The organism is Lysinibacillus sp. C5.1, from assembly GCF_016350185.1.
GTDB classification, from domain to species: Bacteria; Bacillota; Bacilli; order Bacillales_A; family Planococcaceae; genus Lysinibacillus; species Lysinibacillus sphaericus.
Map to the genome: position 1 here is coordinate 487,243 of NZ_CP066226.1, position 19,367 is coordinate 506,609.

Below are 19,367 nucleotides of genomic sequence, written 5' to 3' on the forward strand. Positions count from 1 at the left end.
CATGACCATTCAGTCTTGGGGGGTTTCCTATACTAAAAAGCTTCTGATAGCTTGGCAGGTGCATCGTTTAAAGGATATTGCTCCACAAAATCTGCATGGATAGCCAGGCGTTTTGTGCCATTATCTGCACATGTAATAAGCGTTAAAATAGTTTGATTTGGGATATCGTCAATGACATAGACATCTGTTGCTGCAATCACTTTTTTAGTTGTTAATTTGTATTCATAAATAGTTGTTAAATCCGTTACGTAAATCGCATCACCAATATTTGCATTATACAATGGACTAAATAATATATCTTTATTTTCAAAATAATGACCTGCTAAGGCGTAATTTCCTTGCCCAAACGTTTGGTCTGCCTTCATCGTACCTGCGCCAACAGCAAGGGAGGCATTCCCGACGCCTTTAATTATAGGAAGAGACAGCTCTACAGTCGGTACGGCAATACTGCCGATGACCGGTAAGTTATCCAACTGTGTCTGTGCTTTTAAAACTTCAGCTATGGACAGGGATTGAACATCTTCAAATGCAAAATCTGCTGTCGCTTGATTGTTCTTTTCGATATCTTTGGCACTGTAATCGGTTGTATTTAATTGTTGACTTAAGTGGGCAATAACTGCATTTTGAATCGGATTAATAAAAATAAGTAGTAGACCGATTATCAATAAACAAATAAGTACTGATATTTTCAGCTTGTTCATATTGTAAGGTCACCTCCTTATAAGAAAGAATAGCGGATAGCAACGTGAATGCTTTGGCTAAAAAAATGGGTAGAGCGGACTGTTGCTCTACCCGAATTATAGTTATTTATCGCTGAAGCGGACGCCTGCCACACCATAATGGTTTTTGGACATTTCTTCAATGAAAACTGTTACGTTTTCAACAGGTGCGTTTACTGTACGTGAAACGGCTTCTGTTACTTCTTTTACTAGTGCGCGTTTTTGTTCCTCGGTACGGCCTTCAATCATTTTTACTGTTACATATGGCATAATAGTGCCTCCTTTTAGAATTATGTTGTATAGTTAGTTTATAAGAAATTATAAACTTCTTACTTATGCACAAAAGCGCAAGAATATGCTTTACTTTATAATAGCAGAATGGAGGGAATTAAAGTATGGCAAATGAAGAGAAACCAAAACAAAAAATGGGCTTTACCATTATAAAAAATGACCCGACAGACGGCCATAAAGGATTTGGTATTGGTTCGCTTTCACTTGAAAACGTGTCACCAGTCATTATTGATATAGAAGAAGGGAAAGCTTCAGTTGAAATTGGGGCGATGCACGCACGTAGCGATGTAGAACGGGGCATTAAATTTACGACCGATCGTGCTGATTCAGAAGGTGGGAAGCCTTACTGGTTGGTTTGGGTAACGATTGACCATAAAGCAGATGGACCGTACTATGCTGGTGTAACAGCTTGTGAAATGGTAGTAAATCGTGAAAAACGCCGTGGATATAAAATTTTGGCGGATCACGTTAATAAAATGGATAAGTCGATGAAACGACAAATTATTGTAGACCATATGGATGAAGCGTCTAAAAAAGTATTAGCTTCTTTCCTAGAGGAGCTGAATCCAGAGCTGTGGATGCGCAGTGAGGAGCAATTACGTCAAGACTTATTTGTATAATAGACCTACAATGATTGAACAATCTGTGACATTTTGCAATCGCTTTCGATATAAGGTTGAAAGTAGATATGAAAAAAAGTACACTTGATTCAGAGCTTACATTTTAGTAAGCTAGGACACTTGGTCCCAGAATGTGATGAGTGCTATGCGGCATTTGAACAACCCAAACCCAAGCCAAATGCCCCATGATTCTCATCCTTTCCAGGACCAAAAATAAGAAAAGCTTTCTGTTCCCACGGACACGTCTCCGGGGAAGAGAAAGCTTTTCTTTTTCGCTTTATGTCTATAGCCTTTGTCGAGAGCTTTCATTAAATAAAACGATGATGCCCCGTTAAAGGTTGCGCATTATTGTTTATTGTTGAAAAACGGTAGCATATTCCAAAATTCTCCCCACGTATTGCTATCCAGAATATCAAAGTTTGTACATTTTTCACTAGGTACAGCTTTCGTTTCTAAATATACAAGACGTTGTTTAGGGCAGGCATCTGTTGCAAGCTTTCCTGTTTCAATATCAATTACTACTCCTTTAACGCCTTTTGGTTTTGTGAAGTCTTCGTTTTTAGTTCCTTTATTCACGCTTTCCATAAAGTCGATCCAAATTTGCTTTGTTGCAGCCGAATCTTCTTTCGAAGTAAGGTTTTTACCTTGGTCGTAGCCGTTCCAAACACCCGCTGTTAAATTTGGTGTAAAGCCGATAAGCCACTGATCACTATTGGTAGAACCAGATTTTGCGGCATACGTATGTGTCATACGTGAACGAATACTAATCCCTGTAGCAGGTGAGTAGTCACTAAATACAGGATCGAAAATACCAGTCATCATTTCTGTTAGTATATAGGTATTTTCTTTTGACAGCACCGTTTCATTTTCATTTTGTTTTTCAACGTTTTTATTATCGTAAATAACTTCTCCATTGGCATTTTTAATGGAGATAATCGTTGTCGGAACAGTTTTTTGTCCTTGTGACGCTAAAATATTATAAGCATTTGTCATATCGTACAGTGTTGTTTCCATCGTTCCAAGAGCAAGTGATAGATTGTCTTTTGAGCCTATATTTACACCAAAACGGTCTGCTATATTATGAAATGCTTTAAATCCAATATCCTCTAATGTTTTAACTGCATAGATATTATCGGAAATTGCAATTGCCTGAGCCATTGACATGTCATGGTCTGCGAATTCACCGTTGACGTTTTTAGGAGAGTAAGTGCTGCGTCCGTTATCAATAGTGAACGTAGTTTGTCCGACATCTAAATACGTTAAAGGCGTATAGCCATTTTCTAACGCTGCTGCATATAAAACGGGCTTAATCGTTGACCCTGGTTGACGTTTAGCTTGTGTCACACGGTTAAATGAGCTTGCGGCATAATCTTTCCCTCCAACAAGCGCTGTAACAGCTCCTGTTTTCGACTGCATACTGACAAACCCTGTTTGCAAATCATTAGCAGGCATATTTTTAGCTACAGCTTCTTCTGCTGCTTTTTGATGACCTAGGTTAAGCGTTGTTTGAATTGTCCAACCGCCTTCGCTAATATCAAGATTTTTTGCTTTTAAAATTTCACTAGCTTCTTGCCATGCTACATCCAAGAAATAAGGTGCCACGGATTTAGAGGCAACCCACATATCGTTCTTCAAAACAAGTTGCTCTTCTTGTGCACGCGTTTTCTCTTCTTGTGTTATTGCGCCTTGATCTGCCATCAGTTTTAAAATGACGTGCTGGCGATTTGTTGCCTTTTCAAGATTGGCAATGGGTGAGTAAATACTTGGTCCTTTCGGTACACCTGCCAGCATGGATGCCTCCGCTAACGTCAAATCTTTTGCTGATTTTCCATAATAATAGCGACTTGCAGCTTCTACGCCATACATACCATGTCCGTAGTAAACTGTGTTTAAATAACCTTCTAATATTTCGTCTTTGTTATAAAAAACTTCTAATCTATAAGCATACAATGCCTCGTTTGCTTTTCGAGTCCATGATTTTTCATGGGATAAATATAAGTTTCGAGCATATTGTTGGGTGATTGTACTTGCACCTTGCACCTTACTACCAGCTTTAATATCAACTAATAACGCACCGGCAATACGAGAAAAGTCAAAACCGCTATGTTTGTAGAAATCTTTATCCTCTACAGCGACGGCTGCCTTTACTAAATAGGGTGACATCTCATCAAGACTTACCCAATAGCGACGTTCATTTGTAAAATGGTCTCCTATTTGGTTCTCGTTTTCATCTAAGAAAATAGAGGCTTTCGGTACAGTTAATGGCGGTGCACCAGCCACTTGAACATAGACGCGTAGGGCAATAAATGCTACTACTATTGCAGATGCAAAGGCGACAAAAAGTGTAAGCGTTTTGCGTGTACGCTTTATACGCTTTTGCTTACGTTGATAGCTTTTTCTTTTCATCCGACTTCACCTCGATTTCTAACAACTTGCGTTTAGTATGTGTCTGAATATTATTCTTTAATCGGAATTGTAAGCAAAAACTATTGCACTTTATTCAAAAACATCTATACTTTTTTTGTACTGATATGAAACGCTAGCTTTCGACAACAGCATTGCACTTTGTAGATTTTAAATGAATTTTGCTAGACGTTCCAATAATGTATACGAGGATTTGCTGAGTGAGGTTTCATTACAAACCTGTAAGTCCTTCGTCATAATAACTATAACAACTGAATTTCATAGGAAGTTCAGAGATTAATGGAGGCTAGATATGAGATTTGATGAAGCTTATTCAGGAAATGTTTTTATAAAAAGTCATCCTACATATGAGGATGCACAGGCAGTTATTTATGGCATGCCGATGGACTGGACAGTAAGTTACCGTCCAGGGTCACGTTTTGGTCCACAACGTATTCGTGAAGTGTCGATTGGCCTAGAAGAGTATAGCCCATATTTAGATCGCGAATTAGAAGAGGTAAAGTATTTTGATGCTGGGGATATTCCATTACCATTCGGCAATGCTCAACGTTCTTTAGATGAAATTGAGAAATTCATTGTGAAATTATTAGAAGATGGTAAAATTCCTGTCGGCATGGGCGGCGAGCATTTAGTGTCTTGGCCTGTAATGAAGGCAGTTGCTGCAAAGTACGATGACTTAGCCATTATTCATTTCGATGCACATACAGATTTACGTGTGGAATATGAAGGGGAGCCACTTTCCCATTCAACACCGATTCGTAAAATTGCCGAGCATATTGGGCCTAAAAATGTCTATTCATTTGGCATTCGTTCAGGTATGAAGGAAGAATTTGAATGGGCGAAAGAAAACGGTATGCATATTTCAAAATTTGAAGTACTAGAGCCGTTAAAAGAAGTGTTACCAACATTAGCAGGGCGCAATGTCTACGTAACAATTGATATCGATGTACTAGATCCAGCACATGCACCTGGTACTGGTACTGTAGATTGTGGTGGCATTACGTCGAAAGAATTATTAGCTTCTATTCATGCAATTGCTGCAAGTGGCGTCAATGTAGTAGGCTTTGATTTAGTTGAAGTAGCACCAATCTATGACACATCAGAAATGACAGCCAATACGGCAAGTAAATTATTAAGAGAAATGATTTTAGGCTGGGTAAAATAATACGGGCTTTGTATAGGTTGTTAGAAAGCGGTTTGAATGGGGTTAGCGATGAGCTAACCCCTTTTTCTATGTTTAAATGCGCATGTTGCCAATCTCATGACTGCATCGCCACAGCCGTTAAAGATATAGTCCTTTATGAAAAAAATCAATTTTAATCTACCTTCCTATCTATAAATGTGTTAACTTAATTATTATTAAGGTTAACTCAAATCGAAGAAGTTAGAATGGGAGGAATAGGAGGATGCGTAAGTTTTCTACATATGATCTTGCTCAGATTTCATTACTAGCTTGTCTTATTATCGTTACAGGCATGTTTAAGATTCCAACAGGTATTCCTGGATCTGAGTTTCAATTATCTGCACCGATTGCCGTTGCGATTGCAGCAGTATTTGGATTTAAGCGATATTTTCTTGCGGGAATCATTGCAAGTCTAATCTTATTTTTACTAGGTATACACTCCATCTTAAATGTTGAAATTTCAATAATTTTCCGATTGACTGTTGGTCTAATCATTGTTTTATTAGGAACTTCAATTCCGGTACTAGTTGTGGCAGGACCGATTGGAACAATGGTTGCTAGACTTGGATTGGCTTTTACGTTAGGGACCCCGTTTTTGCCACTATTCGTTTTGGCGATTCCAGGGATGGTCATTACGGCTGTCAGTGTTTATCCAATAACGAAAATGTTATATGCAATTAATAAGAAAGTAGCAGGTGATCATCATGTCAGAAACGTGTTATAGCATTCGAATGCGTGCAGCTGAAAAAAATCTCGAAGGAGGAGAAAAGCATATATCTGGTGGGGAACGGATAGGGAGTGAATTTCAAATAGAGCCAATTGTAAAACAGTTATTGAACAAAGCAAGGAATCATTCGCGCGGAGATGCTGACTTTATTCAAATTACCGTTGAAAAACTTACAGGTGATCAGATACTGTATATGCCACCGTTAGAAATAACGACAATTGATGAGAGTTCAATTGAAAGGGCACATAAAGAAGCTAGGAGTATATTAACCTCAGTAGGTGTTTCCAAGCAGGCACAAAATGTTGCTTTTCATCTACTTGCTAGTAACCAAAATCTTCGTGGGGCTATCCTCCTTCATAGTCAAACTGGCTTGCGACTTGACAATCGCGGACTGAAAGGCGTTCGTGTATCACGAATCGATTGGCAAGACGCTGATGTAGGTTACAATGAGCGTGTTCGTGAAGCGCTAGCTCTGGCAACGAAAGTGGCAAATTCTCCGTATACCATCGCAGAATTATGTTGGTCAGATGATCCAGAATACGTTACTGGCTATGTAAGCAATCATGAGATTGGTTATGTCAGAATTACGCCTTTAAAAAGGGAAGGCTGTGAAAGTGGCGGACGTATTTTTTTTGTGTCAGATGAAGTTGAGCTAGAATCATATATACACTATTTAGAAAGAGAACCTATTCTCATTAGGGGGCATTAAAAATGAATGATCGCTTTCGAAGGGAACTGCAAGTAATAGAAGAGCAAGGATTGACAAGGAAGTTACGTTTGTTTTCAACTGGAAATGAAAGCGAGGTAGTGATGAATGGTAAGAAATTTTTGCTATTTTCATCGAATAACTACTTAGGCCTTGCAACAGATAGTCGTTTGAAAAAGAAAGCAACTGAAGGTATTAGTAAATACGGGACAGGGGCTGGCGGTTCTCGACTTACAACTGGAAACTTCGACATTCATGAACAGCTAGAATCTGAAATTGCAGATTTTAAAAAGACTGAAGCAGCCATTGTTTTCAGCAGTGGATATTTAGCGAACGTAGGTGTGATTTCGAGTGTGGTGAAAACAGGAGATACTATCTTTTCTGATGCTTGGAATCACGCGAGTATTATAGACGGTTGTCGATTAAGTAAAGCCAAAACGATTGTTTATGAACATGCGGATATGGTGGATTTAGAGCGGAAATTAAGGCAATCACATGGGGATGGAATGAAGTTCATCGTAACGGATGGCGTTTTTAGTATGGATGGTGATATTGCGCCACTTCCAAAAATAGTAGAGTTAGCCAAGGAATACAAAGCGTACATAATGATTGATGATGCGCATGCAACAGGTGTTCTTGGCAATGATGGTTGTGGTACCGCTGATTATTTTGGTTTGAAAGATGAGATTGATTTTACAGTAGGCACGTTGAGTAAAGCGATTGGTGCAGAGGGTGGATTTGTATCGACGTCATCCATTGCTAAGAACTATTTGTTAAATAACGCCCGATCTTTTATTTTCCAAACAGCTTTATCGCCAAGTGCGATTGAAGCAGCGCGAGAAGGCATTTCCATCATACAGAATGAGCCCGAGCGGAGAAAGCAATTGCTGAAAAATGCGCGGTACTTACGTTTGAAATTAGAGGAATCTGGTTTTGTAATAAAAGAAGGGGAAACACCTATTATTTCTCTTATCATTGGCAGTTCTCATGAAGCCATGCAGTTTTCTGCGAAACTACTGGATGAGGGTGTCTTTATTCCAGCGATTCGACCACCAACAGTGCCAAAAGGGTCAAGTCGGTTGCGTATAACGGTAATGGCTACACATACAATAGAGCAGCTCGATATGGTCATTAGTAAAATTAAGAAAATAGGAAAAGAAATGGGGATTGTATAAAAAGCATTAACATTGAGTTTTAGAGGCATTGTAAATGATGTTTAGGGAGCGTTTTTAGTAGGGGTAGGGTGCTAAATTTAAAAACATTGATACATCTATGTTTTATTAGTATTTCACGTTAATCTTGCAACAATTCCATATTAGGCACGGTGAAATAAAAATAGAGTAGCTATATGTGCTACTCTATCTTTTCACTTTCATCCATAAATAATACAGCTTTACTTAATCGCTAACTTAGATTCCATTAAGCGATATGTACCACTTCCATAAAGTTCTACTTTCATATGCGTGTTATACTCTACAGGAGCATATTTCAAAGCTTTAAAAGTGCCCATACTTGAAATTTCAACGACACTAGGATCCAATCTAGTAGCTTTCGTAGAATGTGTTTTACCATAAAAAGAACCATATAAAAAAGCATCATAAGAATAATTCCCTACTTTACCCGAACCCCACAAAAAACTACCTGTCAAAACATGGCCAAAATCAAATCCAGCTGTATTCTTTACCTCTGTTCTAAAAGTCTTTCTTTGTTGTACTGAAAATGGCGAAATACTAGAACCCGGTTCTTCGACTTGAAACGAAAGACTTATAGGTTCCTTCTGAAAACTCAAACTACCATACAAAGTTATATTTGTTTCACCATGTTCTAATCTAGTATTCACTTGATTTCTTAAAATCTCTAATACCACATTTATTTCTTCTATTTGGGCAGGCGTTAATACCTGAGTTTCTTCTTCTGCCGCTATTGCAGTTACATTGAACGATTCAAATGACAGTGACACAAAGACGGCAACAGCTAACAAAAAGCTGAAATAGAACTTTCTCACTTTCAATCTCCTCCATTTCTATGAAACTATGTTATAATATATTATTAATAATGTGAATATTCAGTTTATTAAAGTGGGAAGGGGCTTCTTCAAATGTATACAGTCATCCTAACATTTATTTTCACAACTATTACAGTGTTGATTCTCAATTATACTTTTCAAAAACTTATTGTGAATCCCTATAAATTTACGATAAAACAACTGTTTTTAGTTCCTTTAATAATATCTACAGTCATCACACTCTTGTTTATCGTTATATAATGTTCAATTTAACATTGCTAGACTTTACTAATAACATTGTCACAACCAGTAAAATAGCAAGGATAGCTACTACTCTAGCCCAATACATTGCTTCTAGCATGGAAGTACTGCACATTTTAGACAGTGCATTTCAAACAAAATAATGGCTATGAAATCTTTTAGCCGAAGTAATTTTCCGTTAAACTTTTTAGATAATGATACTTTTCAGCCATGCCATTTAAAGTGTGTGTTCGGGTATCTTGTTGCCTTAACGTCAGGTATTGGCGTGCGCTAAGTAAGACTGCTTGAAGAAAGTCATATTCATTGCAAACTCCTTTGGTGATTTCCCCCCGACCATGTTTTGAGGAAAAAACAACCAAAGGGCTTGGTTTCGTCAGAATTTTTTCTAAAGTCCATTGAATATCATTCAATGATGTAGCAGTTTCACCAAAACCATCATGTAAGAAATCAATGACCATCGTTAAAAATCCTGGCCATATTAAATCACAATCGTCCCAATCAAACAACGACGTAATTTGAACATCGTCTATTTCTACAATAATAGCACCATGTAAAAAATGACCTTTACTTGTTGTTAGATTTTGTGCAATAATCTGTAGCGCGTTGTTACTTTGTATGCTAGTAAATTCCTGTTGAAGCTGTTCTATCGTTTGTGAATAGAAACTTTTTGTTTCGATTGCAATAAATGTATCTATTTTAATCATATAGTTCACCTATAAGCCCACAGGATAAAAAGTAGTTACTCGATTATTAGAGACTACTAATCTATAAACTTGTCCCTCAATCATTACATTTATTCTTCCATAGCCGTTTAGATCAATCTTATGTCTATTTTGATTTAGGATTTGAATTATTTGTGATCTTAGTTGAGAAGTAGTGATGTTAGGATTAAAAAGAGTTTTTCCAGTTGAACCTGTCCAAAAACGTGGATGGTGTTGTTGTAAAATATGCACCATACTACTTCTCTGTAAAAGCACCGTATTTCCATTCCCAATATTTACAGTAGCAGACTGGAATGCTATCGTTTCTACTTGTGCATCACTAGCAGGTTGTTTTTTAAATATTCTTGAACCAAATTTAACTACGTATTGTCCACCTGATAAAACAACTCTAGCTACCAAATTCCATAAGCGTGGTTGTATTTTAGGGAAATCTTCTTCATTAATAATATGATATTGTCCATCATAGACTTCTCCAGGCTCAAGGTCTACTATTTCAATGTTTTCGTCTTGTTCATCAAGATAAACAGGGAAACTATCGTTTGAGTTTTCGAAATACGTTTCTTCCCATCGGACGGAATCCCAATCAAAATCTGTATTGTGAGTAGCGTTGTTTATTAAATCAAAATTACTTGAGGTTGTTTTTGCTAGTGCGATACTACTGCTTATGGGCGTAAGTACTACTGAGAAACATAAGTAGAAAGTTAAAATATAAGCTATTTTTTTCAAAACAAATTACCTCCTGTTTATATGAAACATTCTTATAATGATAATTTGTTATAACAAATTTACTTATACTCGAGTTACTTAAAAAATATCATAATTAAAACTATTATTTCAATTATTTTGGGATTAATAATTTGAAAATTCGAAAATATTTAGCCGGTGTGAATATATATTTTTCGAACGAAAAAGAGCATGTTTTGATGCTTTTTCTTATTAATTACATAGCACTAACCTTCAAGTTCTGCAATTGCCTCTAATTCAATTAAGCAGCCATGGCTTAATTCTTTAATTGGGATAATGGCGCGGGCAGGCTTATGACTACCGAAAAATTGTGCATAAGTTTCATTTACGTCCGCCCATAAATCAGCAGATGTTATATAGACGCGACACATAACAACAGCCTCCTTCGTCAGACCGCTTGCTTGAAGCACGACTTCCATCTTTTGAAGAGCCATGAATGTTTCAGCGTGAATGCCACCAGTTGCAGGTTTGCCTGTAGCTGGATCGACTGAAGTTTGCCCCGAAATATATAAATTCCCGTTACTAATCATGCCTGGTGTATAATGCCCGATTGGCTCTTGTTCTATCAAAACTTTCTTCATAATAAGTTCCTCCTTATAAACGTTGTAATTGATTTAGCCCAATATTGCCACCTGAAATAAGGAAGCAAACATGGTCGTTTTTTGTAATCGGTAAATTGCCTCGAAGAGCTGCTCCTATCCCGATGGCAGAGGAGGGTTCAGCTAATATTTTGCCTTCTAGTAGCAATGTTTTCATCCCATTAAGTATGGAAGCCTCGTCTACACGCACAATGTCATCAACTAATTTTTCAACAATCGGGAAGTTTCGCTCCCCAGGTTGTAAAGTTAATAGAGCATCCGCTAACGATTGTTGTTCAGCTAATAGTAATCTTTTACCTACTTGAATACTTTTGGAATAGCGCGGGACAACGGCTGGTTCAACACCAATGATTTTAATATGTGGTGCTAAAGATTTTACCGCAGTTGCGACACCACTTAGCAGACCACCACCACCAATAGGAACAACAATTGCACTTACCTGAGAGAACTGTTCTAAAATTTCCAATCCTACTGTCCCTTGCCCCGCCATAATATCGTAATCATCATAAGGATGCACAATGGCATAACCATGTTCTAAGCTTAGGGTTTCAGTCACTTGATGTCTTTCGGCAAGCGTACATTGGACAATACGTGCACCAAGGGCTCGTATGCCTTCGACTTTAACAGATGGCGCTGAATCGGGTAAAACGATGGTTGCTGGTATATTTAATAGTTGAGCCGCAAAAGCCACACCTTTGCCATGATTACCGGAGGAAGCTGCCACAACGCCATGTTGTAATTGTTCAACTGGCATCGACAGTAGTTTGTTAAGAGCCCCACGCAATTTAAAAGAGTTTGTTTTTTGCATATTTTCGGCTTTTATCGAAACGTTGCAATGTAATAAATTATCGAGTCCTTGCAAGCGAATAACAGGTGTTTCATAAATATAAGGTGCGACTTTCATTTTGGCAGCTTGGATTTTTTCAAGCGATAGCATAAAGTATACCTCATTTCTTTTAACAATTTGAAAATTCGGAAATAACAATATAAATGTAGTATTAGAGTTAATATCTGTCAATGTTTGCTAGCATGGCACATAAAAAGAAACTGCAAGACGTTTGCAAATATCGCAAAAGTTTCGCAGTTTCTGGTATAGAGGACCTAACATTAGCATCCTTTATGAAATTCACTATTGTTGGCATGTACTACTTGGTTGCCACCTAAAGCTTTCACTTCTGTAGTAACCTGTGTGGCGATAATGGTAAGTTCATCAAAGTCTACAGCGTTATCGGGACTTGAACTAATACCAATAGAAACCGTCAATGGCGTAGTTTGCCTGTCATTAATTTTAAAAGAGTGATGTGCAATTACTTGTCTTAGTTTTTCAGCATGATAGAGGGCGATAGCAGGTGGGGCATCTTTTAAAATAATATAAAACTCCTCACCAGCAACACGTGCGGCCATTCCGTTTTTCGTTTCAATATAATGATGAATAATGGTAGCGAGTTGCTTAATAATCCCATCACCAGCTAAATGGCCATACTTAATATTTATATCTTTCATATTGTCGACATCAAAATGGAGTACAGAAAAATTGTCCGTTTCTAGTACCATTTCTTGTGCAAATGATCGTATCGCCAAATTATTTGGTAGTTGTGTTAAATAGTCTTTTTCCTTAAGTCGATAAATGAGCTGTACTTTTTCACTAGTTGCTTGTAAACGTGTAATAACAGTGAAAATTGTAAAAAATGTAAAAAGGGCATAGGCAATGAATCCTAAAATGGTCTCTATTTTCAGTATAGGTGGCATGCAGATTGCTAGTACAAGCATTACAATAATTTCTGCCATGACACTAAAAAAATAAGTTGTTAAAGTGTGAAGTGTAATAGGCTTTTTACAAGCGACAAAGGCAAGGATAATCGAAAGAACGATTAAATTAATGTTTGATAAACTTGATATGGACAGTAAAGATTGTGTAGGAATGATATATAGACTCCCTATCCCCATAATTGCACCGCTTATAATAATTGACCACGGACCACCAATCAGCCCACTGTATAGTAGCGGTACAATATGAATGTTTATAAGCGTCCCTTGTAAAAAACGTAACGATATAGCACTTAATACAAGGCCTGTCATACCAAAAATAATGCCGACTAAAATTGGTTTAAAATCTTTGATAAATGATTTTCTTCGAGTCGGATGAGTAAATGGCCAATACGTTAAAATAATTAAAGTAAAGGTAATACAAAAGCTGACATAAATATGAAGTAACATCTATTAATAGTAGTTCCTTTCTCGAACATATATAGATAATAGTAAATCTTTTCACTTTCTGTGCCAATGCTTGAAAACAATACGCACTTGTATCTTGAAAAAAAGCGGACATTTATCCTATAATAAAAAGGTTATAGTAAAAAGATTAAAAGGGAGCGTCCATGAAGGTGAACGAAGTAAAATCGCAGGTGAACATTAAGCTCATTTCGACGATTCGTCCGATTGATGGGGAGTCCGAAACCTTGGAAATGTGGTTGGATGGGCAGCTAATCAATAAAGCAGATTCCCTATATTTAAAATATGAAGAGATGCAGGATGATAAAACAATCCGCACGACGATGAAGTTAGACACGGAACGGGCACTTATTATGCGCGCTGGAGCAGTCAAAATGCGCTTACCACTCAATATTTTTGAACAACAAATTGGCCATTATGAAAGTGAATTAGGTTCGATGCCACTCGTAACACAAACAAAAAACATGCTATTTACTAGACATGAAATGTGCGGAGATTTTCATGTGCAATACGATTTATTAATGGGTGGACAAAGCGTTGGCAATTATACATTAGACATTACATTTACGGAGGTACAATGATGAACGCAGTAGAACAAGTACAACAAGCCATTAAAACGGCAATTGCGCAGGCTGTTGACAAAGCAGGCTTAGTCGAAGCTGGCACAGAGTTAACGATTCACCTTGAAACACCAAAAGACAAAGCAAACGGTGATTATGCAACAAATATTGCCATGCAATTAACGAAATTAGCGAAAAAGCCACCGCGTGCAATTGCAGAGGCAATTTTAGAAAACCTTGAAACAGCAGGAACTGATATCGAAAAAATCGACATCGCAGGTCCTGGTTTTATGAATATAACGGTTCGTAAAGATTTCTTAACAGAAGTTGTAACAGCTATCCTTGAACAAGGTGCTGATTATGGTCGCTCTAACGCAGGAGCTGGTGAAAAAGTGCAAGTTGAATTTGTTTCAGCAAATCCAACTGGCGACCTACACTTAGGTCATGCACGTGGAGCATCTGTAGGGGATTCATTGTGTAATGTTTTAGATATGGCTGGTTATGCTGTATCTCGTGAGTACTATATTAACGATGCTGGTAATCAAATTAATAACTTGGCTTATTCTCTGGAAGCGCGCTATAAGCAAGCATTAGGCCTTGCTGCTGATATGCCTGAAGATGGCTATCATGGTCAAGATATTATCGACATTGCAGGTAAATTAGCGAGCGAGCATGGCGATTCGATTTTATCAAAACCGGATGAAGAACGTTTTGCATTTTTCCGTCAACATGGTCTTGCTTTAGAATTAGATAAATTAAAAACAGACTTAGCGAACTTCCGCGTGAATTTTGATGTGTGGTATTCTGAAACATCATTATATGACAACGGCAAAATCGAAGTAGCATTAGATAAATTAAAAGCGAATGGTCATGTATTTGAAGAGGACGGTGCGACTTGGTTCCGTTCAACAACATTCGGTGACGATAAAGACCGTGTACTAATTAAAAACGATGGCTCTTTCACATATCTGACACCAGATATCGCTTACCATGAGGATAAAATTGTTCGTGGATTCGATAAACTAATTAACATTTGGGGAGCAGACCACCACGGCTATATTCCACGTATGAAAGCGGCTATTCAAGCACTTGGCTATGACCGTGACACACTAGAAGTGGAAATTATCCAAATGGTGCAGTTATACAAAAACGGCGAGAAATTCAAAATGTCCAAACGTACAGGGAATGCTGTAACGATGCGTGAGCTTGTGGAAGAGGTTGGTCTAGATGCTGTGCGTTACTTCTTTGTGAAAACAGCTGGTGATTCACATATGGACTTTGACCTTGACTTAGCGGTTTCTCAATCAAATGAAAACCCAGTGTACTATGCACAATATGCACATGCGCGTATTTCTTCTATTTTACGTTCAGCGACAGAACAAGGCTTCGCTACTTCAACAGCAAATTTAAGCCTGTTAACTGCTGAAAAAGAGATTGATTTATTGAAAAAAATTGGTGATTTCCCGAAAGTAGTAGCGGATGCTGCAAAACACCGTACACCACACCGTATCGCTAACTATATTCAAGAAACAGCAGCTGCATTCCATAGCTTCTATAACGCTGAAAAAGTGTTAGATGCATCGAATAAAGAGCTAACAGAAGCGCGTTTAGCACTGATTACAGCTGTTCGTACAACGATTGCCAACGCACTACGTCTAATTGGCGTATCTGCACCAGAAAAAATGTAATGTACATGATTATCACCCCGACACAATTGCGTGTCGGGGTTTTTCTGTTTTTACGAACAAAATTGTTTGAGAATTGTTTGAGTGACTGGCACCGTTTTTTTGTGTTTTGTGTGTGTATTTTTCTGTTTATTTCTAATTTTCTGTTGAAGTTGACGTTAACGTTAATGATATACTGATGAAAAATTGTGAAGGGGGAGTTGGTTTTGAAAACGATTCAGGAAGTAGCGAAGCAATTTAATGTTTCTACACGTACGATTCGTTATTACGAGGAGTTGGGGCTACTAAGTCCACATCGATCTTCTACGAATCAACGAACCTTTTCCAAAAAGGAAATGGCGAAGCTCAAGCTTATTTTTAGAGGAAAGCGTTATGGTTTCTCATTGGAAGAAATCAAGGAGATGGTGTTGCTCTTTGATTTTGATCGTTCAGGGATTCAACAATTGGAACGGACTGTGGCATACGGAAATCAAAAAATACAAGAAATTGAGAGTAAAATAGCTGAGCTTACACAAATGAAAAATGAATTACAGCAATTACATGGCATGTTTAGTGAAAAATTATTGACTTTAAAGGGAGAGATGCACGATGAATAGTTCAAATTTGTTAGCGCGAAATGCCCGAAAGTACCCTATGAAAGAAGCTGTTGTTTGTCATGGGAAAAGCGTGACTTACCGCGAATTAGATGAGCAAGTGACGCGACTTGGTCATGCTTTGATGGAACAGGGTGTTCGCCAAAATGATAAAGTGATTATTTTTATGCCTAATGTTGTAGAGTTTGTTGTTAGTTATTTTGCGATTCAGCGTATAGGCGCTATTGTCGTTCCTGTAAATGCCAAATTTACATTGCAGGAGGTTGAGTATGTTGCACAGCATGCTGAGGCTAAAGCCATTTTAGTACATGAAGCTATATTTGCTACTGTCGAGCATATCAACGTCGTGCCTTTAAAGATTAAGACGGGTCATATGGAGGCAGGGTGGCTTCATTATGAGACGTTAATACAACATGCAAGTACACAAACAATAGATTGCCAGCTAAATGAAGAGGATGCCTCAACGATTTTATATACTTCAGGCACAACAGGAAAACCAAAGGGTGTGCTATTTAGTTATCGTAATATATTAACAGTAGCACAGATGATTGCCGTCGAAATGGAAGTAAAGCCTGCAAGCCGTATTCTTCTAATGATGCCGTTAACGCATTCAGCCCCATTACATTTATTTTTAATGGCAGGCGTCCTTGTTGGCTCCACAAATGTATTAACGCCAACCTTTACACCAGATTTGTTACTAGACATGGTAGAACAAGAAAAGACGACGCATTTTTTCGGGGCACCAGTCGCTTACTTATTAACTGCTCAAACAAAGAGACTGCAAACGGCAGATTTATCTTCAATGAAATGGTGGGTTTACGGAGGGGCGCCATTATCACAAAATGAAATTCGTCATATACAAAAAGCTTTTCGAACAGAAAATCTAACATGTGTTTATGGTTTAACAGAGGCTGGGCCAAGTGGTTCTTTAATGTTCGGGCAAGAGCATATAGCGAAAGCAGGGAGTATTGGTCAACGTGCACCACTCGGTACGGAGCTACGCATTATTAACGATAGTGGGGAAGAAGTTGGTGTGAATGAGGTCGGGGAGATTGTGTTATTCGGTGAAGGCAACATGATGGGCTATTACAAAGATGAAATCGCTACAAAGGCAGCGTTTGTAGATGGTTGGTTGAAAACGGGAGATTTAGCGCGGAAAGATGAAGACGGCTTTATTTGGATTGTTGATCGAAAAAAAGATGTGATTATTTCGGGCGGTGTCAATATATATCCGAAAGAGATTGAAGATTTGCTTTTAAGCTATGACGGCATATTTGAGGTGGCTGTTATCGGAGTTCCACATCCGCAGTGGGGCGAAACCGTAAAGGCTGTGTACGCTACAAAGATAGAGATTGATGAGAGCGCACTTAAGGCGTATTTAGAGGAGCATCTAGCAAAATATAAAATTCCACGTCTATTTGAACGCGTGGAAGCGCTTCCGAGAAATGCTTCTGGGAAAATACTTAAACAATCATTGAAGGAACAAGGGGTGAGATAGTTATGAAAGTGCTACAGCAGGATGCAAGACAGACCACTAATTTTTTCACAGAGGATGAGACGCTCCAACAACTATTAGACATGATGCTAGATAAAGAGTTATTCGTCTATGCTAAGCGAGAATTAACGGATTTTGGTGAGCTTTGTGCAGGTGCTATTGACGTAAGGGCAAAGCATACTGATCGAGAGGGCGAACCTCGATTGCAACGCTATAATGCATATGGTGAGGAAGTTTCGGAAGTTTGGGTCAATGAAGGCTACAAAAAAACCATTGAAGAAACATACAACACGGGAATTGTAGGCTATGTGCATAAGAACATTCCGCAGTTAGGTAGGAAGGGGAATTATGTCTATAGCTTTGCGCAAGGCTATTTACTATCTCACGCGGAGCCAGGCTTCTATTGCCCCGTCACGTTAACGATGGCAACAGCCTATTTGCTGGATCATTATGCAAGTGAAGAGTTGAAGCAACGATTTTTACCACATGTTTGTGCAACAGGAGATACAGAGCTATATGAGGGAGCAACATTTTTAACAGAGCGGCAAGGTGGTTCAGATGTTGGCGCAAATATTGTAAAGGCTAGACAAGATGGACAGCATTATCTTATGTACGGAGAAAAATATTTTGCATCGAATGTAGGAATGTGTGGTGTGGCAATGGTTTTAGCACGCATTGAGGGCGCATCTACAGGTTCGAAAGGTTTAACATTATTTGCGGTCCCTTGGCGTCTAGACAATGGTAAGATAAACAACCTTCGCATTCGTCGTTTAAAAGATAAGCTCGGTGTGAGAGCAGTGCCATCAGGTGAGGTAGAGTTTGATGGTTCGTTAGCATATGTCGTTGGGGAACCAAATAAAGGAATCTATTATATGTTAGAGGCGCTTAATTTATCTAGAATTTGCAATGCAGTGGCTTCTATCGGTATTATGCGTCGCGGATTTTTAGAGGCGAAGCATTATGTGACTAATCGGAATGCATTTGGGCAACCTTTAATTCAATATCCTATGATTCAAGATACATTAGGGAAATATGCGGCGAAGGTCCATGTAGAAGTGGCTACTGTTTTCGACCTTATTCAATTGTATGACAGGGTAACGAGTGGTCAGGGCGATGAGCAGGATATGATTCTTAATCGCTTGAATATCGCCATTATGAAGAAAGAAACGGCTGAACAAGCGGTACATTATGCAAGCGAAGCGATTGAATTACATGGGGGAAATGGCTATATTGAAGATTTTGTTACGCCTCGTTTGCTTAGAGATGCGCAAGTACTTACGGTGTGGGAAGGTACAGCGAATATTTTAGCATTAGAGCTTATTCGCTTAGTCGATAAATATTTTGCCCATGAATTATTTGTACGAGTAATGCATGAGCGGTTGACTAAATTAGCAAATGGCTCATTAGTGCAAATTGTGGAAGAGCAACTAGCGAAATTAGAAGGTACATTACAAATATTTAGTTGTCTGGATGAAGCTACTAAATCATACGAGGCAAAGGGAGTAGCCGAAAAAATGGCTCATCTCTATGAAAGTGTAGTAGCAGTCGAATGGGCAGCTAAATTTGGTGGCAAATACGAAAAGCTAGCAGATATATATTTAGAAAATACATGGGCATTACGCGAAATTGGCGCACCCATGAAAACGGTCCAGTATTTTTCAGATATTATGTAAGGAAATAAGCCTTTTTAAAAAGTTTTCAGACGGTAGATAAACTCAAATTTTTGTGAGTTTATCTACCGTCTTTAGGGTGTCAGGCACGCACACAATTTTTGAAGCACATAGAATGGTGTCACTTTTTT

At 38.3% G+C, this 19,367-nt stretch carries 19 protein-coding genes; 10 read left to right on the forward strand and 9 right to left on the reverse strand.

All coding sequences use genetic code 11. The features are described 5' to 3' along the window. Positions 1-32: 32 nt before the first annotated feature. Positions 33-701, reverse strand: coding sequence for a class A sortase (locus I5435_RS02250; protein ID WP_025218562.1), 669 nt, complete (start codon positions 699-701; stop codon positions 33-35). A 102-nt stretch (positions 702-803) separates the two neighbouring features. Further along, positions 804-989, reverse strand: a complete 186-nt coding sequence (locus I5435_RS02255; RefSeq protein WP_024362848.1) for a 2-hydroxymuconate tautomerase — start codon at positions 987-989, stop codon at positions 804-806. Positions 990-1,114: 125 nt separating this feature from the next. On the opposite strand from I5435_RS02255, the gene I5435_RS02260 reads away from it, so the two are divergent. Then, on the forward strand, positions 1,115-1,630 hold the full coding sequence (locus I5435_RS02260) for a YwhD family protein (protein ID WP_024362849.1): 516 nt from the start codon (positions 1,115-1,117) through the stop codon (positions 1,628-1,630). Between the two features lie 345 nt (positions 1,631-1,975). On the opposite strand, the gene I5435_RS02265 is transcribed toward I5435_RS02260, so the two are convergent. Then, positions 1,976-4,036 carry a transglycosylase domain-containing protein gene (locus I5435_RS02265; protein WP_337983164.1) on the reverse strand — a complete coding sequence of 687 codons (2,061 nt, stop codon included), beginning with the start codon at positions 4,034-4,036 and terminating at the stop codon, positions 1,976-1,978. A gap of 310 nt (positions 4,037-4,346) precedes the next feature. Here I5435_RS02265 and speB point away from each other — a divergent pair, with 310 nt between their 5' ends. The 4 genes from speB (at position 4,347) to bioF (ending at position 7,845) form a co-directional block, all read left to right on the forward strand. After that, positions 4,347-5,219: an agmatinase gene (speB, locus tag I5435_RS02270; RefSeq protein ID WP_024362851.1), complete on the forward strand. Its 873-nt coding sequence runs from the start codon at positions 4,347-4,349 to the stop codon at positions 5,217-5,219. A gap of 241 nt (positions 5,220-5,460) precedes the next feature. Beyond that, entirely contained in the window at positions 5,461-5,961 is a 501-nt protein-coding gene (locus I5435_RS02275) for a protein BioX (protein ID WP_024362855.1), read from the forward strand. Then, complete coding sequence (gene bioW, locus I5435_RS02280; protein WP_337983165.1) at positions 5,942-6,673, forward strand: 6-carboxyhexanoate--CoA ligase; 732 nt, start codon at positions 5,942-5,944, stop codon at positions 6,671-6,673. Before I5435_RS02275 ends, bioW begins: the two co-directional genes overlap by 20 nt. A 2-nt stretch (positions 6,674-6,675) precedes the next feature. Beyond that, positions 6,676-7,845: an 8-amino-7-oxononanoate synthase gene (bioF, locus tag I5435_RS02285; protein ID WP_337983166.1), complete on the forward strand. Its 1,170-nt coding sequence runs from the start codon at positions 6,676-6,678 to the stop codon at positions 7,843-7,845. A gap of 218 nt (positions 7,846-8,063) precedes the next feature. Here the strand turns inward: bioF and I5435_RS02290 are convergent, their stop codons facing one another. The 6 genes from I5435_RS02290 to I5435_RS02315 form a co-directional block, all read right to left on the reverse strand. After that, positions 8,064-8,675 carry a hypothetical protein gene (locus I5435_RS02290; RefSeq protein WP_337983167.1) on the reverse strand — a complete coding sequence of 204 codons (612 nt, stop codon included), beginning with the start codon at positions 8,673-8,675 and terminating at the stop codon, positions 8,064-8,066. 419 nt (positions 8,676-9,094) lie between these two features. Next, positions 9,095-9,640, reverse strand: a complete 546-nt coding sequence (locus I5435_RS02295) for a hypothetical protein (protein WP_337983168.1) — start codon at positions 9,638-9,640, stop codon at positions 9,095-9,097. Positions 9,641-9,649: 9 nt separating this feature from the next. After that, positions 9,650-10,384 (reverse strand): hypothetical protein, encoded by a 735-nt coding sequence (locus I5435_RS02300; RefSeq protein ID WP_337983169.1) that lies wholly within the window; start codon positions 10,382-10,384, stop codon positions 9,650-9,652. A gap of 224 nt (positions 10,385-10,608) precedes the next feature. After that, a complete protein-coding gene (locus I5435_RS02305) occupies positions 10,609-10,983 on the reverse strand; it encodes a RidA family protein (RefSeq protein ID WP_108030623.1) in 375 nt (124 codons plus the stop codon). 13 nt (positions 10,984-10,996) lie between these two features. Continuing rightward, a complete protein-coding gene (locus I5435_RS02310) occupies positions 10,997-11,938 on the reverse strand; it encodes a threonine ammonia-lyase (protein WP_337983170.1) in 942 nt (313 codons plus the stop codon). A gap of 170 nt (positions 11,939-12,108) precedes the next feature. After that, positions 12,109-13,218, reverse strand: coding sequence for a diguanylate cyclase (locus I5435_RS02315; protein ID WP_337983171.1), 1,110 nt, complete (start codon positions 13,216-13,218; stop codon positions 12,109-12,111). A gap of 167 nt (positions 13,219-13,385) precedes the next feature. Here I5435_RS02315 and I5435_RS02320 point away from each other — a divergent pair, with 167 nt between their 5' ends. The 5 genes from I5435_RS02320 to I5435_RS02340 all read left to right on the forward strand — a co-directional run bounded on the left by I5435_RS02320 (position 13,386) and on the right by I5435_RS02340 (position 19,239). After that, positions 13,386-13,814 carry a YwiB family protein gene (locus I5435_RS02320; protein WP_227665406.1) on the forward strand — a complete coding sequence of 143 codons (429 nt, stop codon included), beginning with the start codon at positions 13,386-13,388 and terminating at the stop codon, positions 13,812-13,814. Further along, positions 13,814-15,481 carry an arginine--tRNA ligase gene (argS, locus tag I5435_RS02325; protein WP_024362862.1) on the forward strand — a complete coding sequence of 556 codons (1,668 nt, stop codon included), beginning with the start codon at positions 13,814-13,816 and terminating at the stop codon, positions 15,479-15,481. The genes I5435_RS02320 and argS overlap by 1 nt, the downstream gene beginning before the upstream one ends. 203 nt (positions 15,482-15,684) lie before the next feature. Continuing rightward, on the forward strand, positions 15,685-16,074 hold the full coding sequence (locus I5435_RS02330; protein WP_025218575.1) for a MerR family transcriptional regulator: 390 nt from the start codon (positions 15,685-15,687) through the stop codon (positions 16,072-16,074). After that, entirely contained in the window at positions 16,067-17,569 is a 1,503-nt protein-coding gene (locus I5435_RS02335; RefSeq protein WP_024362864.1) for a class I adenylate-forming enzyme family protein, read from the forward strand. The genes I5435_RS02330 and I5435_RS02335 overlap by 8 nt, the downstream gene beginning before the upstream one ends. A 2-nt stretch (positions 17,570-17,571) precedes the next feature. Then, positions 17,572-19,239, forward strand: coding sequence for an acyl-CoA dehydrogenase family protein (locus I5435_RS02340; RefSeq protein WP_025218576.1), 1,668 nt, complete (start codon positions 17,572-17,574; stop codon positions 19,237-19,239). Positions 19,240-19,367: the final 128 nt, after the last annotated feature.